15 protein-coding genes and 1 other RNA gene are annotated in these 15,357 nt (G+C 72.1%); 4 read left to right on the top strand and 12 right to left on the bottom strand.

Annotated features, from left to right (window positions below; translation table 11 throughout):
- The 6 genes from AC2CJA_RS13815 to AC2CJA_RS13790 all read right to left on the bottom strand — a co-directional run.
- The coding region (locus AC2CJA_RS13815; protein ID WP_484602997.1) for an HAD family hydrolase at window positions 1-747 on the bottom strand (747 nt) is incomplete at its 3' end.
- A 104-nt stretch (window positions 748-851) separates the two neighbouring features.
- The gene (locus AC2CJA_RS13810) at window positions 852-1,310 is read right to left on the bottom strand and encodes a cupin domain-containing protein (protein WP_241717596.1); all 459 of its coding nucleotides are present in this window, start codon (window positions 1,308-1,310) and stop codon (window positions 852-854) included.
- Window positions 1,311-1,431: 121 nt separating this feature from the next.
- Entirely contained in the window at window positions 1,432-1,563 is a 132-nt protein-coding gene (locus tag AC2CJA_RS13805; RefSeq protein WP_484602996.1) for a hypothetical protein, read from the bottom strand.
- Between the two features lie 219 nt (window positions 1,564-1,782).
- Window positions 1,783-1,989, bottom strand: coding sequence for a hypothetical protein (locus AC2CJA_RS13800; RefSeq protein ID WP_484602995.1), 207 nt, complete (start codon window positions 1,987-1,989; stop codon window positions 1,783-1,785).
- The gene (locus tag AC2CJA_RS13795) at window positions 1,986-2,252 is read right to left on the bottom strand and encodes a hypothetical protein (RefSeq protein ID WP_484602994.1); all 267 of its coding nucleotides are present in this window, start codon (window positions 2,250-2,252) and stop codon (window positions 1,986-1,988) included. Before AC2CJA_RS13795 ends, AC2CJA_RS13800 begins: the two co-directional genes overlap by 4 nt.
- Complete coding sequence (locus tag AC2CJA_RS13790) at window positions 2,249-2,488, bottom strand: hypothetical protein (protein WP_484602993.1); 240 nt, start codon at window positions 2,486-2,488, stop codon at window positions 2,249-2,251. Before AC2CJA_RS13790 ends, AC2CJA_RS13795 begins: the two co-directional genes overlap by 4 nt.
- Before the next feature lie 206 nt (window positions 2,489-2,694).
- On the opposite strand from AC2CJA_RS13790, the gene AC2CJA_RS13785 reads away from it, so the two are divergent.
- Window positions 2,695-3,969 (top strand): helix-turn-helix transcriptional regulator, encoded by a 1,275-nt coding sequence (locus tag AC2CJA_RS13785; protein WP_484602992.1) that lies wholly within the window; start codon window positions 2,695-2,697, stop codon window positions 3,967-3,969.
- Window positions 3,966-4,499 (top strand): GNAT family N-acetyltransferase, encoded by a 534-nt coding sequence (locus tag AC2CJA_RS13780; protein WP_484602991.1) that lies wholly within the window; start codon window positions 3,966-3,968, stop codon window positions 4,497-4,499. Before AC2CJA_RS13785 ends, AC2CJA_RS13780 begins: the two co-directional genes overlap by 4 nt.
- A 7-nt stretch (window positions 4,500-4,506) precedes the next feature.
- Here the strand turns inward: AC2CJA_RS13780 and AC2CJA_RS13775 are convergent, their stop codons facing one another.
- The 5 genes from AC2CJA_RS13775 to AC2CJA_RS13755 all read right to left on the bottom strand — a co-directional run bounded on the left by AC2CJA_RS13775 (window position 4,507) and on the right by AC2CJA_RS13755 (window position 12,358).
- On the bottom strand, window positions 4,507-6,099 hold the full coding sequence (locus AC2CJA_RS13775; RefSeq protein ID WP_484602990.1) for a type I restriction-modification system subunit M: 1,593 nt from the start codon (window positions 6,097-6,099) through the stop codon (window positions 4,507-4,509).
- Window positions 6,096-7,517, bottom strand: a complete 1,422-nt coding sequence (locus AC2CJA_RS13770; protein WP_484602989.1) for a restriction endonuclease subunit S — start codon at window positions 7,515-7,517, stop codon at window positions 6,096-6,098. The genes AC2CJA_RS13775 and AC2CJA_RS13770 overlap by 4 nt, the downstream gene beginning before the upstream one ends.
- Window positions 7,514-11,146 carry a type I restriction endonuclease subunit R gene (locus tag AC2CJA_RS13765; RefSeq protein WP_484602988.1) on the bottom strand — a complete coding sequence of 1,211 codons (3,633 nt, stop codon included), beginning with the start codon at window positions 11,144-11,146 and terminating at the stop codon, window positions 7,514-7,516. Before AC2CJA_RS13765 ends, AC2CJA_RS13770 begins: the two co-directional genes overlap by 4 nt.
- Window positions 11,147-11,358: 212 nt before the next feature.
- An RNA gene (gene rnpB / locus AC2CJA_RS13760) (RNase P RNA component class A) lies at window positions 11,359-11,776 on the bottom strand.
- A 225-nt stretch (window positions 11,777-12,001) separates the two neighbouring features.
- Window positions 12,002-12,358, bottom strand: a complete 357-nt coding sequence (locus AC2CJA_RS13755; protein ID WP_484602987.1) for a hypothetical protein — start codon at window positions 12,356-12,358, stop codon at window positions 12,002-12,004.
- Window positions 12,359-12,925: 567 nt separating this feature from the next.
- Between AC2CJA_RS13755 and yaaA the strand changes: the two genes are divergently transcribed.
- Both yaaA and eda read left to right on the top strand, forming a co-directional pair.
- Complete coding sequence (gene yaaA / locus AC2CJA_RS13750) at window positions 12,926-13,723, top strand: peroxide stress protein YaaA (RefSeq protein WP_484602986.1); 798 nt, start codon at window positions 12,926-12,928, stop codon at window positions 13,721-13,723.
- 61 nt (window positions 13,724-13,784) lie between these two features.
- Window positions 13,785-14,510: a bifunctional 4-hydroxy-2-oxoglutarate aldolase/2-dehydro-3-deoxy-phosphogluconate aldolase gene (gene eda / locus AC2CJA_RS13745; RefSeq protein WP_484602985.1), complete on the top strand. Its 726-nt coding sequence runs from the start codon at window positions 13,785-13,787 to the stop codon at window positions 14,508-14,510.
- Here eda and AC2CJA_RS13740 read toward each other — a convergent pair.
- The coding region (locus tag AC2CJA_RS13740; RefSeq protein ID WP_484602984.1) for a histidine phosphatase family protein at window positions 14,485-15,357 on the bottom strand (873 nt) is incomplete at its 5' end. The two genes, eda and AC2CJA_RS13740, sit on opposite strands and share 26 nt — an antisense overlap.

The raw sequence follows: 15,357 nt of genomic DNA, 5'->3' as shown, positions 1-15,357 counted from the left end.
CTGTTGGGTCTGGTGGGCTGGTTTTTGTTTATAAGACACCGGGGCACGGATGACGCGCACGCCCTCGGCGGGCGCCCCGGCCCGGCCGCCGCCCCAGCCGGTGTCCCCGCGGTCCAGCCAGTACGCGTGCAGGCCCGCGTCGCGCGCCCCCACCGCGTCGACCTCGTGGTCGTTGCCGACGTAGGCCACCTCGTGCGGCTCCAGGCCCAGCAGGGCGCAGCCGGCCAGGAAGATGCCCGGCGCGGGCTTGGCCTCGCCGTGCTCCACCGAGCAGACAAGCGCCTGCCCGAAGTACCCCAGCAGGCCGATGGCAGCCAGCTTCTCGCGCTGGTGCGGCAGCGAGGAGTTGGAGACCGCGCCCAGGCGGTAGCGGGGCGCGAACTCGGTCAGGACGGCCGGGGCGCCGTCCATGGCCCTGCGCGCGGCGTCCCGGCGGGCCGTGTAGCCGGCGAACCAGGCGCCGGCCTCCCGGTCGGGCATCTCCTCCGCCCCCGGCCGCCCCAGGCTGGCCAGGAAGCGGCGCACCCGGGCGCGCCGGTGCTCGGCGAAGGTGATCTCACCGGCGGTGTAGCGGGCGTACTCGGCCCGGGTGACCTCCCGCCAGAGCCGGACGGCCGCGGCGGGCTCGGGGAAGCGGTCCAGCAGGTCCTCGGCCGCGAGGTGGGCCAGCAGCCCCGCCTCGTCCGCCCCCGAGTAGTCGAACAGTGTGTCGTCGATGTCGAACAGCACCCCGCGTACCGCCACCACGCCGCCCCTTCCCGCCCGCCCGTCCAGGTGCCCCGGCGGCCACCCGGCCTCGCTGTGCCGCGAGCATGGCACGCGCCGCCACAGCGGCCAAGGGTCGCGTTCGGTCACTCTCCGGCGTACTCGCCGGGCCCCTCGGCCCGCTCCGCCTCCCCGGCCGCGTCCGCGTCGGCCCTCGTGCGGTGCACGGCGCCGTGCGGGTGCTCGGGCGGGGCGTGGAGGGAGTACAGCCTCAGCGGCTCCTCGCCGGTGTTGACCACGTTGTGCCAGGTCCCGGCCGGGACGAGGACCACCCAGTCGTCGACGACCTCCCGGTCGAAGGACGTCCGGTCCCGCTCCGGCCCCATCAGCACCCGGCCCCGCCCGGCCTCCACCCGCAGGAACCGGTCGCGGTCGATGTGCGTCTCCGGGCCGGTCTCGCCGCCCGGCTCGATGCTCATCACCGTCAGCTGGAGGTTCGTGCCGGTCCACAAGGTGGTGCGGAAGCGGTCGTTGGTCAGGGTCGCCTGCTCGATGTCCAGCGCGTGGGGGCGCGGCCCGTGGTCCCTGAACGCCTCGGAGCTCATGGGGTACTCCTTCCGTCGCGTACCGGCATTATCGGCGGTGACCGGCGCCGGGACGGGGACCGCCGTTCCGGCGCGCGTACGACGGCGGCGCGGGCACGCACCCGGAAACGCGACCGGGCCGTCAGGCCATCAGCTCCTTGAGCTCGCCGGTCTCCAGCACGACCCCCACCGGGTCGGGCAGCCGCAGCTCCTCGCCGAGGCCGGCCGTGGTGTGGACGTCCCGGTAGCGGCCCTTGTCCGGGTTGGAGTGCACGACCAGCTCTTGACTTCCTCCCCCTCCTGAAGGAGGGGGAGGAAGTCAACACGGTTCTCCCTTCGCCTCCACGGTAGCGGCGGCGCCCGCCCCGTGCGCACGGTAACGGCGCCCCCGCGCGGGAGGAACCGGGAAGTCCGGCAACCGCCCGAGAGGGTGACCGGGGCGGCGGACGGTCCGGTGCGACCGTGTCTTCCGCTCCTCCCCCACCGGACGCGGTCACCGCCCGGCCCCGGACCGGGCCTCGTCCAGGGCGGTGGCGGACAGCACGTCGGGAACGGTCGGTGCGACCGGAACGGCCGGGACGGCGCCCGTCGCGCAGGCCGCCGCACCGACGCCGAGTACGTTCGCGGCGGCGAGTACGACACCGGCCACGAGTCCGTCCGGCTCCGGCAACGGCAACCGGAAGGGACGGCGGGCGCTCACCCGGTCACCTCCCGGATCGCGTCCGGCTCGGTGGTCCACTCCACGCCGCCCCCGACCGGGGCCAGCCACGCCACCGGCGGACCGCTCCCCGGCCGGAACACCGGGACCGCGCACACGGCGGTGCCGCCGTCCGGCTCGGGGCAGACCGCCCGCAGGACCCCGGTCCGCCCGGTGGCGGTGTCCAGCACGGTCCGCCCCAGCAGCGGGTGGTCCCGGTGCCCCAGCCCGGTCTCCCGCCCCGTCTCCCGCCCGGTCGCCCTCACCGCACGCTCCTCAGGCCGCCGACCTCGGCCCACCAGCGCGGCTCGCGCCTGCCCTCGCACCGCAGCAGAGCACGCGCCGGGCGGCCCGCACCCTCGGTGTAGACCTTCCCCGAGGCGTCCCGCAGGAGCAGCACCACTCCGACGCGGCCCGTACCGGTGTCCAGGACCCGTATGCCGACCGCGGGCCAGGAGGGGAACACTCCGGTGGACGCGGGGCCGCCTGTGGTCGTGGTCATCGTCGTCGTCATCGCCTCGTTCCGAACTACCGGGATCCGGCCGCCGTCTCCCGCTCCCCCGGCGGGCCCACGGCTCCTGTCTTCGCCCAGTCAACGGCCGCGTGCCGCGGGGGGTAAGGAAATGCCGGAGCCCCACGGACCGTCCTCAACCGGAAATTTCCCCCTTCGACTTCTACTCAGTGCCTCCGAATGGCTACTCTGAGTCAGTGCAGAGGAACCAGGACCTCAGAAGTCGCATGCTCGAAGCGGGCCTCACCCAGGAGGAGTTGGCCGAGGCCGTCAACCTCCGGCTGCGCGCCGACGGGCACGAGGGCACCGTCAGCGACCGGACGGTGCGCAACTGGCTGGCCGGAAAGACGGTTTGGCCGCATGCTCGGCAGAGGCAGGCTTTGGAAGCGGTGTTCGGTCGCGCCGTCGAGGAGTTGGGCTTCACACCCCCGGCGGGCAGGCAGGACACCGCACTCCCACCACCGCAGGAGGATCCCGTGCGACGCCGTCACTTCCTCACCGCCACCACCGGGACGACCGCCGCAGCCGTCCCCCTGGTCGCCGCCTCCCGGCCGTCCTCCGTCGGCACCTCCGACGTGATCCGGCTGCGCGAGGGCCTGGAGGCCCTGACCACTCTGGACCAGTCCCGGGGCGGGCACGACGGCCTGGAACGCGCGGCACTGTCCAGCGCCGGCCAGGCGCTGAGGTTGCAGGAGCGGGCAGCATCCCAGCGCATCCGGCAACGCCTGTTCGGCGTGGCGGCCGACTACACGGCGGCTGCCGCCTGGTCCGCGATCGACGCCCGCCACCCCGAGCACGCTCAGCGGTATCTGGACCGCGCGCTGTACCTGTCACGGATGTCCAAGAGCCACACCGCGGAACTGAAGGTGTGGAACTTGTACGCGATGCTGGCTCGTCAGCGCGGGGACTACACGCAGGCTGTGGATGCCGCGCACGCGATCCAGACCACCACCACCGCCCGGCGCGACCCATTCTTCGCCTCACTCGGCCATGCCCGCACCGCGATCGGCCATTCCTGCCTGGGCGACCGGCAGGCCGCCCTGCGGTCCCTGGGGTACGCCTGGGAAGCCCTCTCCAAGGCATCCCCGAACAAACCTCGCCCGAACTGGGCCAGCTTCTACGGTCCCGGAGAACTGCACGGGCTTTCCGCGATCGTTCACAACCGCCTGGGCGCTCCGCACAAGGCCGAAGCCGCCTCTCACAAGTCCCTGGCCGTCACCCCTGCCCAATTCCGCCGCAACCGGGGCATGGAAACGGCGCAGCTCGCCCTGGCCCAACTCCACCAACACGATGCCGAGCAGGCATGCGCTACAGCTGAGACCGTCTTCGACCTGATGGAAGGCGACCCCCTCCCCGGCAGGATGCGTTCCCTTCTCGGCGACTTCCACCGCGACCTGATCACCATCGCCCCCGACTCCGCCGCCGCGCGGGAGTGGGTCGACCGCCACCGCAACGAATGGACCCTCGTATGACGATCATCGCCGGTCTGGACCTGCGCCACTACGTCCACGAGGACCTGCCCGACATCCGGCAGACCCTTCTGGACGTACATGCCGACGCCTACGCGGACCGCCTGGACGACCCGTTCGTCCAGCGCTTCCCCTGGTTCGTGGACCACTGGGGCGGCAATCCCGGTTTCTCCTGCCTGATCGGCTACGACGACGAGGAGCCGGTGGGCTACGCGTACGGCGCTCCCTCCACCCCCGGCCGCGAGTGGTGGCGGGAGTTCCTGGACCCGGCTCCCGAGGCGTCCCGCACGTTCGCCCTCTCGGAGCTGATGGTGCGCCCGCGCTGGCGCAAGACCGGCGCCTCCCGGCTCCTGCACCACGGGCTGCTGGCGAAGCGCGAGGAGGACCTGGCCGTCCTCTCCGTGGACGTCAGGCGCCCCAAGGTGCAGGCCCTGTACGAGTCGTGGGGTTACCGTAAGGTCGGCGAGCAGCAGCCCTTCGCGGACTCCCCGCTCTTCGCGGTGATGCTCGCCGAACTGCCGCTGCCTGACTGACCGTTCCCTACTCCGCCTCTCCCCCGTCCACGACCTCTCCCCCGAGCGCCTCGGCGATGGCCTTGAACTCGTTGAGGGCTGCCTGGAGATCCTGGACGATCTCCTGCGCGATCTCCTCGGGGGCGAGGTCGCTGTCCGCGTCCTCGAGTGCGGGGTCCTTCATCCACGTGATGTCGAGGTTGACCTTGTCCCGTTTGATCAGGTCGTCGTACTCGAAGACCCGCCAGGGCCCTTCCGGCGACTCCGAGGGAATCCGGCTCTCGCGCGGCTCGCCGGGACGGTAGGCGGTGACGAACTCGTCCAGGTGGGCCCGGGTCATCGGGCGCTTCTTCAGCGTGAAGTGCCGACCGGTGCGGAAGTCGTAGATCCAGGTGCGGGCGGTGTGGGGCTTCCCGTCCGCGCGCGGGGACTTCTTCTCGAAGAACAGGACGTTCGCCTTGACGCCCGGCGCGTACCAGATGCCCGTGGGCAGGCGCAGGATCGTGTGCAGGTCGAACTCGTCGAGCAGCCGGCGGCGGATCTTCTCACCGGCCCCGCCCTCGAACAGCACGTTGTCCGGCAGGACGACGGCGGCGCGTCCGCCGACGGCCGTCAGCGACATGATGTGCTGGAGGAAGTTGAGCTGCTTGTTGGTCGTGGTGGCGGTGAAGTCGTCGCGGTCGTACTCGACGTCCTCCTTCTCCACCGTGCCGTCCTGCCCGATCACGGTGATCGCGGACTTCCGTCCGAAGGGAGGGTTCGCGAGGACCAGGGTCGCGTGACGGCCGCTGGGCTTCTTCGCGAGGGCGTCGCCGACGCTGACGAGGCTGCGGCCGTCGCTGGTGCCGATGCCGTGCAGCAGCATGTTCATCGCCGCGAGACGGGCGGTGCCGGTGACCAGCTCGTTGCCGTGGATGTGCTTGCCCTGCTGCAACTCGGCGCGCTTGGCTGTGTCGAGGTCCCGCATGTGGTGCTTGCGCAGGTAGGTGTGCGCGGCGATCAGGAAGCCGCCGGTGCCGCAGGCCGGGTCGGCGATGGTGTCGTCCGGCGTGGGCTGCATGACGTCGACGATCGCGTCGATCAGCGCGCGGGGGGTGAAGTACTGGCCGGCGCCGGTCTTGGTGTCGGATGCGCCCTTGCTGAGCAGGCCCTCGTAGGCGTCGCCCTTGAGGTCCGTGCCCTTGACGGTCCACTGCTCCCTGCCGATCAGCTCGATGACCAGCTTCTCCAGCAGGGCGGGCTTGGTGATGCGGTTCTGCGCCTCGGCGAAGATCGTCCCGATCGTCGTGCCGGGGCGGCGGCCGAGGTTGTCGAGGATGTCGCGGTAGTGCCGCTCAAGCTCGACACCGCGCTTGGTGACCAGGGACTTCCAGCTGTACTCGGGCGGGACGATCTGTGTGATCTCGTCGTCGTCCCACGCCTCCTCGGCCAGTTCGTCGACCATCTTCAGGAACAGCAGATAGGAGAGCTGTTCGACGTAGTCGATGGTGGACAGGCCGTTGTCGCGGAGGACGTTGCAGTAGTTCCACAGCTTCGCGACCAGCGCGTTGGTCTGCGCGGACGCCTGTGCCCGGACCTCGGGGTTCGGCTCGGTGGCGGGGGTGTCGGCGACGGCGGTCACAGCGGGAGCTCCTGCTGGGTGGAGGTGCGGGGCGCGGAGGTCGGCTCCGGAGCCGGGGCGGTGGAGGTCTTGCGCGGCGCGGCCCTGCGTGTGCGCTTCGGCTTGGGCTGAGCCGCCCGCTCGGCCCGAATCCGTTCGAGCAGCACGGAGGCCGGCTCGTCGTCGGGGTCCTGGGGGGCCAACTGGCCGGTGAAGGCCCGGCGAAAGAGGGAACTACGGAGGGTTGAAGCCTTCAGGGGCACCGTACCAGCGGCCTGGATCGCTGAGGAGGCGGCAGAAAGCGCAGAAATCTGCTCTTCGATGACTTTGGAAGTTTTCAACTGATCCTCTTCGGAAGGAAGAGGAATCGGCCATCGCGAGATCTTTGCAGCCCCAAGGTGGTGAATTCCAACCCCCCTGGCTCCACTGCGGAAATCCCCACGGAGCGCGGCACAACGAAGAAAGTTAAAGAGATATTCTGGATGCACCCCTGTGGGGCGAACACGAATCAGCGTGTTCTGGAAGCAACAGTCCTCGATCTCACCGTTCCAGATCGCCGGTTTCCCCACCTCTCCAGGGCTCCCCGATGCCTCGCTAAGAACGATATCTTTCGGGCGAAGTCTGTACACATCAAGCTCACGGTCCGTGAAGTTCATCTCCTTCACGTCGTCCAACTTGAGCCCAGCCCACCCAACGTTCGCAGCGCGAATGTATGGGCGCATCTGACTACCCGAGTGGTTCTTGGGAGACCGTTGCCGCCCCAGCCGAACATCCGCAATATCGCGCAACTCGACCACTGTATGCTCGCGAGCACCGAACTGCACAGACATCAGTCTGTGCGTGAGCACCTTGGAACGTGCTGCAGCAGTGGCAAGCGAGCTTGAGGCTCGCTCGATGCGCTCTAGATGCGACTCCAGGATCTCCACAATGCGCTGCTGTTCCGGAAATGGCGGAAGCGGAAGGCGAATTCGCTTCAACGAAGAACCCGAGATTCCAGCTTGCCCAGCTGTAGTTTTTACCACTTTCCGGATCTGCGCGCGAACCCCCTCCCAGGCGCACACATAGCCGATAAATCGACTGTCTGCATAGCGTCCAGAAATCACCACTCGGATAAGTTTATCCGGGTAAGCAAAACCTTCTACACCATCCGGCACTCGAGCGCACGCTGCCACAAACTCTGAGTTTCCGTTGTAACGAGTGAACAGCAAGTCTCCTGGCCTGGCCAAACCATCGCGATCACACACATCGCGAAAGCTCATCCCTGTGTATCGGAGATCTGAGGTATTCAACTTCATGGGACGTACGGCACTGATACGCAGGATTGGCACACCATTCGGCTCTACACCAGGGCGAGAGACGTACATGCCGTTCTTGACGGAGTCAGCAAGGTCACCAAGCTCGACCCATTCCCACCCGGCCGGAAGTTCCGTGTCGTTCAAGCCAGTTCCTGGTTCAGTTCGCCCAACAGTTCCTGCGCCCGGGTCCTGCCGCCGAAGGCGTGGGTGAAGCCGATGCGGCCGCCGTAGGCGCTGAACGGTTCGATGTCGAGCTCCTTGGACTCGATGCCCACGTCGCTCGCGATCGCGTCGCGAATCCGTTCCAGCCACCACAGCTGGTCGTCGGTGAACTCCACGCCCGTCTGCCGCTGCCGCAGCAGCCAGCCCTGGAAGCGCTCCTCGACAACAGTACGGTAGGGCCGTAACTGGTCATCGGCGCCCAGCTCGTAGCGGATCAGCGCGATGAGGTCGCCCAGTCCGGTCTCCCGGCCGGGATGGGCGGCGGCGCGGCCGAGTTCCTCGTAGTGCTGCCACAGTATGGTCGGCGTCCACGCCCGCTTCCCGGCCTGGATCGTGCCCGCCAGCTCCTGGAGCGCCGCCCGCTTCTCGGCCACCGAGCGGGAGCCGCTGCCGGAGCCGAGGGCGATCTGGACAGCGGCGTTGCGGTCCCTCTCCGCCCTGGTGACGACCCGTTCCCACTCGGCCAGTTCCTGGCGGGCGCGTTCGGCGCGGTCCACCTCGACGGTGCCGGTGACGGTGACGGCGGTGGTCTCGTCATAGGTGAGGTCCTGCCGGTGGCGGATCTCGACGATCAGCTTCCGCAGCTCGGGGTTGCCGGTGAGCGGGGCGATCGCGTCGGTGACGAGCTTCCGCGCGGCCCGCTCGCCGCCCTCCCTCAGGGCCGCGTCCTGCCGGTCGACGTCGACGGCGTCGGTCAGGGAGCGGGTCAGCTCGGTGAGGGTCGTGCCCTTGCCGACCTCCGCGACGCGCGCGCGTTCGCCGTCGGTGAGCTGCCGGTCGACACGGGCCAGGCGCCGGGCCAGGGTCTCGGCCTCGTCGGTGCTCAGGGAGAGCGCGGCGGTCTTGTCGAGGAGCTTGTGCAGCGAGACCTGCCGGTCGCCGGCCGGCATCAGCGGGCGGGCGTCCACGAGCGGGGAGTCGGTGACCCCGACCGCGTCGACCAGGACGAAACGGTCCTTGACCAGGTCGGCGGCCGCCTCCGGGGTGACGGCACGCAGCTCGTCGGGGTCGATGGAACGGGCGCCTCGGCCCTTCATCTGCTCGAACAGCACCGGGCTCCGCACCGACCGCAGGAAGATCACGCACTCCAGGGCCTTCACGTCGGTACCGGTGGCGATCATGTCCACGGTCACGGCGACGCGCAGGCGCGGGGAGTTGCGGAGGTCGTTGATGAGGTCGTCGGGGTTGTCGCCGTTCTGCCGCGACCTGTAGGTGATCTTCTTGGCGAAGTCGTCCCCCCGCCCGAAGACCTCCTTGACCTGCTTCAGCACCTCCTCGGCGTGGTCCTCCCCCACCGCGAAGACCAGCGTCTTGGGGACCTCGGCGCGGCCGGGGAACCAGCGCGGCCAGGTGTTCCGGTAGAGGGTGAGGACCTGGCGGATCTCGTCCTCCGTGATCACCGAGCGGCCCAGTTCCCGGGTGGTGTACTCGAAGTCGTTCTCGAGTTCCTCGTAGCGCTGTGCGCGGGTCCTGCGGTCGCGGACGCGGACGGTGGTGCCGGCCTCGATCGTGGCGCCGCCCTCCTCGCGCAGGTCGGTGCTGACACGGACGATGTCGAAGTCGACGTTCACACCGTCGGCGACGGCCTGCTCGAAGGTGTACTCGGAGACGAGGTTGTTGTCGAAGAACCCCTTGGTCTGCGGCGTCGGTGTCGCGGTCAGGCCCACCAGGTGGGCGTCGAAGTACTCCAGGACCGCGCGCCACAGGCCGTAGATGGAGCGGTGGCACTCGTCCACGACGATCACGTCGAAGGACTCGATCGGCACGCCGGGCTGGTACTCCACCGCCACGGGGGCGCTCAGCGAGTACGCGTCGTCGGGGGCTTCCGTCTCCGACCCGGCCTTCCCGGCCTTCCCGGCCTTCCCGCTCCGCTCGCCCCCGACGGCCTCCCTCTCGTCCTCGGCCGCGTCGTCGTCGGTCAGCGGCTCGCCCTTGAGCAGGGAGTACATCTTCTGGATGGTGCACACCACCACCGCCGAGGTCTGCTGGATCCCGGCGGCGCCGAGGCGGTCGACGTTGTAGACGTCGGTGAAGGCGCGGTTCTCGTCCGGCGTCCGGTAGCGGCGGAACTCGCCCAGCGCCTGCCGTCCCAGGTTGTTGCGGTCCACCAGGAACAGCACCCGCCTGGCCCCGGCGTGTCTGAGCAGGCGGTGGGTGGCGGTGACGGCGGTGTAGGTCTTGCCCGCGCCGGTGGCCATCTGGATCAGCGCCCGCGGGCGGTCCTGTGCGAGCGACGCCTCCAGGTTCCGGATCGCGTCGAACTGCGCCCGGCGCAGCCCGTGGGGCTCCAGGACCGGCATCCGCTCCTTCAGCGCGGCCCGGAAGGTGGCGCCCCCGGCACCGGCTTCGTCCGCGCGGCGCATCCACTCCGCGATCGTCTCGGGGCGGTGGAAGGCGAACACCTCGCGCGAGCGCGCCTCCGGGTCGAGCCGGTTGACGAAGTACGTCTCCGTGCCGGTGGTGGCGTAGCGGAAGGCGAAGGGCTCGTCGCGGCGCCACACGCTCAGCGCGTAGTCCCGGTGGACGCCCCGGGCGTACCGCTCGTTCTGCGACAGCGCGCCGCTGAGGTGGGAGCCCTCGCGCTTGGCCTCGATGACGCCGACGATGCGCTGGTCGACGTAGAGGACGTAGTCGGCGCGGCCGGTGGCCAGGGTGAACTCCCGCACGGCCACTCCGCGGCCGGCCAGGGGGTTGAGGTCGGCGCGGTCCTGGACGAGCCAGCCGGCCGCCTTCAGGAGCGCGTCGATGCGCACCCGGGCCTGGACCTCGTTGAGCGGGGCCGGGCGCTTGGCCCGCTCGACGATCGCCTCCCGGGCCGAGGCGGCGATCCGGCGGGGCTGCCTGCGGTCCCGCTCGTACTCGGCCTGCTGCGCCTTGCGCAGTTCCTCGATCTGCGCCTGGAGCTGCTCCAGCCGCGAGGCCAGCGCGTTCCGGGACTGCCGGGCGCTGGCCATGAGCGCCTCGGCTTCCGCGCGGGCCCGCCGCTCGGCCTCCAGTCGGTTCTCGGTCTCGCTCAGCCGGATCCGGGACTGGGCGAGCGTGTCCCGGTGCCGGTCCAGCGTCCTGCGCAGTTCGGCCGCCTCGGCCGGATCCGCCACCTTCTCCGGCATCGCCGGCGGCACGAAGGCCCGTACCGTGCGCGAGCCCGTGAGCGCCCGGTCGAAGAAGACGCCCAGCTCCCAGCAGAGCCGGACCGAGGACAGCGCGGCCGAGGTGTCGAAGAGGTGATCATGCACGGCCTGGTTCCCGCTCAGCCGCAGTTCGTCGAAGGCTCTGCGCACCGGGGGCGTCAGGGCGCCCAGGGTGGCCAGTGCCCGCAGGCGGTCGACCTGCCGCGTGCCCTCCACCCTGATGCCGGTCCGCCGTACCAGTTCCTCGGCCAGCACCTCGCCGAACTGCCGGGCGCTGACCGACGCGGCGTTCGGGTTGGTGAACACGTTCAGTTCGGCCTGGGAGCCGTAGAGCGCCAGCAGCGGCTGGTGCGTGTACAGCATCCCGAAGTTGGGCGATGCCTTCGCCAACTCGTGCAGCCGTCGAAGCTGGTCGTCCATTCCGCCCCGTCCCCCCGGACCCGAGTGGTGCACATCAGATGTGACAGGCGCTCAGCCTAACCACCGGCGCCCGCCCCGGCACAGCCGCCGCCTCGTACGGGTGGAGGGCACCGTCGCTCAGGTCTTCCTCCACCCCGGCGACCGGCACCTGTTCGCGGACGGCGACCGGGGCGCGGGAGGCGGGGGCTGCGGCGGGCCGGAACGGTCGGCGGCAGACGAGCCGTGCTGTACGCCGGGTTCTGTCTCCGGTGGGCCTCGCGGCCCGCCGGGAGGCGGCCATCCATCTGGGACCGGTGTCGCCACCGGCCTCGTGCGGTCTACCCGCGGACTCGGGCGGGCCGCCCTCGGACATCCGCGCAGGGCCGTCTTCCCCGTGGGGCGACGTCCCCTCTTGACCTTGCTCCGGGTGGGGTTTACCGAGCCGCCCAGGTCACCCTGGGCGCTGGTGGTCTCTTACACCACCGTTTCACCCTTACCGGGGGCGGTGAGGCCCCCGGCGGTCTGTTTTCTGTGGCACTTTCCCGCGGGTCACCCCGGGTGGGCGTTACCCACCACCCTGCCCTGTGGAGCCCGGACGTTCCTCGACGCTCACCCCGGAAGGGTCCGCGCCGCGACCGCCCGCACGACTCGTCTGCCGTGCCGCCCATGCTATCCCGCCGCCGCGGGCGGCGCGGACCGCGCCTCGACCCTGCCGCGGCGTCGAGGTGTCCACTCCCGCCATGAGGATCGGCGAGCCGGCCGCGTCGGCGGCTGTCACCACCCGCGCCGGGGGGGGGGGGCGCCGCGGGGGGGGGGGGGGGCCGGGGGCGGGGGGGGGCGGGCGGGCGGCCCCGCCGCCGGGACCCGGGGTGTCCGTCAGGACTTCCCCTCGTCGCCGAGCGTCTCCTCACGGGTGGACTTCCCCGTGCTGCGGTCCTCCACCTCGCCGCCGGACTTGGCGGGGTCGGCTCCGATCGCCTCCCGGGCGGCCTCGCCTCCGGTGCCGCGGTCGCCGAGGTCCGCGCCGGAGCGCGGCATGCCCTCGGTGCCCCGGACGTTCCCCCTCCCCTTCTTCGGAGCGTCCGTCTCGCGGGAGGTGTCCTCCTCCCGGACCCGTCCCCCGGCGGCGGCCGGGTCGACGCGGCCCCTGGCGGTCTCCCCCGACAGGTGGCGGTTGCGCTCCCGGGCGATCTCCGCCAGGCGCTCGTCGCGGCTCTGGTTCTCCTTGGCCATGGTGTCCCCGCTTCCCGGCCGCCCGGCCGTCGTCCGGGCGGCCTCGTGGATCGGTGTCCGGTGCCCGCAAGGAGGGATAACCCGCCCTTCCGGACATACCGGGTGCTTCGCTCCGCGGGCGGGTGCCCCTCCGGCGGGCCCGTATGCCTGGCTTCCACGCCGGGCCGCGGCGCCGACCCGCCGGCCGTCACACCGTGCCGTCACACCGAGCGCGTCTCGCCGCTGCGGTCGGCGGAGGCGTCGAGGAGGCCGGCTCGTGGCCGCCCGGCCAGAGGTTGGCCGGGCCGGTTCCGGGCCGGGGCCGGAACCGCTCCAGGAGGATCGCGGCGGCCAGGGCGACGGCGCCTCCGGCGGTCGGCCACGCCCACAGCGGTGGGCGGGAGAACACCGCTGTGGGCCTTCCGGCCGTGCTGGAGAGGGTTCACGCCGCGCCGGGTACCGCGCCCGGCGGAACCGATGCCCGGCCGGGCGGCGGGGCGGCCGGGTGAGCGGGGCGCATACGCTGCTGTGGCGCCGGTGCGCAGGATCGTGTTCCGGCGCGCGCACCACCTTGTGAGGAGAACCGCCGTGCTCGTACTGCTGCCACCGTCCGAGGGGAAGGCCGCCGGGGCGTCCGGCCCCGCGCTCGACCCGGGGGCGATGTCGCTGCCGGGGCTGACGGCCGCGCGGGAGGCGGTGCTGGCGGAACTGGTGGAGCTGTGCTCGGCCGACGAGGACAAGGCGCGCGAGGTGCTCGGGCTGAGCGAGGGCCTGCGCGGCGAGGTGGCGAGGAACGCGGGACTGCGGACGGCCCCGACGCGCCCCGCCGGCGAGGTCTACACCGGCGTACTCTACGACGCGCTGGACCTGGCCACGCTGGACGCGGCGGCGCGGGAGCGGGCCGGGCGGTGGCTGCTGGTGTTCTCGGGGCTGTGGGGCGCGGTGCGGATCGGTGACCCGATCGCGCCCTACCGCTGCCCGGGCGGGGTGCGGCTGCCGGCGCTGGGGCCGCTGGGCCGGTACTGGCGGGAGCCGCTGGAGTCGGTGCTGCCGAAGGCGGCGGGTGAGGGGCCGGTGCTGGATCTGCGGTCGGCGGCGTACGGGTCGATGTGGAAGCCGAAGGGCGCTCTCGCCGAACGGACGGCGACGGTGCGGGTGCTCCAGTCCAGGACCGTCGGCGGTGTGGAGAAGCGGTCGGTGGTCAGCCACTTCAACAAGGCCACCAAGGGACGGATGGTGCGCGCGCTGCTGCGCGAGGGCGCCGAGCCGGGCGGCCCGGCGGAGCTGGCCGAGGCGCTGCGCGGCCTGGGGTACGCGGTGGAGGCGGAGCCTCCGGCGAAGGGCGGGACGCCGTGGCGGCTGGACGTGGTGGTCACCGAACTCTGACTCATTGCAGGGTGCGCAACGGGCGTTGCGGCGCGTGAGCGGGGTGGGCAGGATGGCCGCCATGACAGACGCGCCCGCACCGCCCGCACCCCTGCCCTCCGTGCTCGCCCTGGGCCCCGTACTGCCGGTGGTCGTCCTCGGCGGCGGGGCCGCCCCGGCCGATGCCGTGCCCCTGGCGCGGGCGCTGGTGGCCGGCGGGCTGCGCGGGGTGGAGATCACGCTGCGGACGGCGGACGCGCTGGAGGCGGTGCGCCGGGTCGCGGCGGAGGTGCCGCGGGCCGTGGTCGGCGCGGGCACGGTGCTCACCCCGGAGCAGGCGGTGGCGGCCCGGGAGGCCGGCGCCCGCTTCCTGGTCAGCCCCGGCTGGACGGACCGGCTGCTGGCGGCGGCGCGGGAGACGGGTCTGCCGCTGCTGCCGGGGGCCTCGACCGCCTCGGAGGTCATGGCGCTGCTGGAGCGCGGGGTGACGGAGATGAAGTTCTTCCCGGCCCGGGCGGCGGGCGGACCGGCGTATCTGCGGGCGCTGGCCTCGCCGCTGCCCCGGGCCCGGTTCTGCCCGACCGGCGGTCTCGGGCCGGATTCGGCGGTGGACTATCTGGCACTGCCCAACGTGCCCTGTGTGGGCGGCAGTTGGATGCTGCCGCCGGAGGCGGTGCAGGCGCGGGACTGGGGCCGGATCGAGCGTCTGGCCCGCGAGGCGGCCCGGCTGGGCGCGGGTACGGACGCCCCCGCGAGCGCCGGCGGTACGGGCGGCGGAGGCGTCAGCGCAGGTGACCGGTGTCGTTGAGCAGCCGCAGCGAGGCGTTGCCGTCCGCGTAGTACGCCACCGCCGACAGCGAGGCCGCCGACAGCTCCATGCGGAACAGCGCCTCGGGCGGTGCGCCCAGGGCCGCGCACGCCAGCACCTTGACCGGTGTGACATGGGTGACCAGCAGCACCGTGCGGCCGGCGTGGCGGGCCAGGATCCGGTCGCGGGCGGCCTCGACGCGGCGGATGACGGAGGCGAAGGACTCCCCGCCGGTGGGCGCGGCCTCGGGCGAGGCCAGCCAGGCGTCCAGGTCGTCGGGGTACCGTTCGCGCACCTCGGCGAAGGTCAGCCCCTCCCAGGCGCCGAAGTCGGCCTCGCGCAGGTCGTGCTCGACCTCGACCCCCAGCCCCAGCCGGTCGGCGACCGCCCGCGCGGTCCGGCGGCAGCGCACCAGCGGCGAGCTGATCACCTGCTGGACGGTGCCGCGGGCCGCGAGGGCCGAGGCGGCCGCCTCGGCCTGGCGCAGCCCGGCGGCCGACAGCTCCGGGTCGGTGCCGCCGCTGCCGGAGAACCGTTTGAGGGGGGTGAGCGGGGTCTCGCCGTGGCGCAGCAGGACGAGGGTGGTGGGGGTGCCCATGTCCGCGCCCCAGCCCACCTGCGGGGTGCGCGGCTCCCCGCGCCCGGCGGGCTCGGTGGCGGGCGCGGGTTCCGCCTCCTCCACCGCCTCCTCCACCGGCAGCTCGCCGGCCGCGGTCAGGGCCGTCGGGTCGTCCGTCCCGGCGCCGCGCTCAGCGGCGGCGGCTGTGCGGTGGGTCTCGCGTACGGCCTGGCGTACGGCGGCCCGCGCCGCCGCCCGCGCCCCGGCCGAGCTCTCGGGGGTGGCCGC

This window comes from Streptomyces sp. ATLC9, from assembly GCF_057196705.1.
The sequence above is the reverse complement of the archived record's forward strand: the minus strand, read 5'-3'. Positions and strand labels throughout refer to the sequence as shown.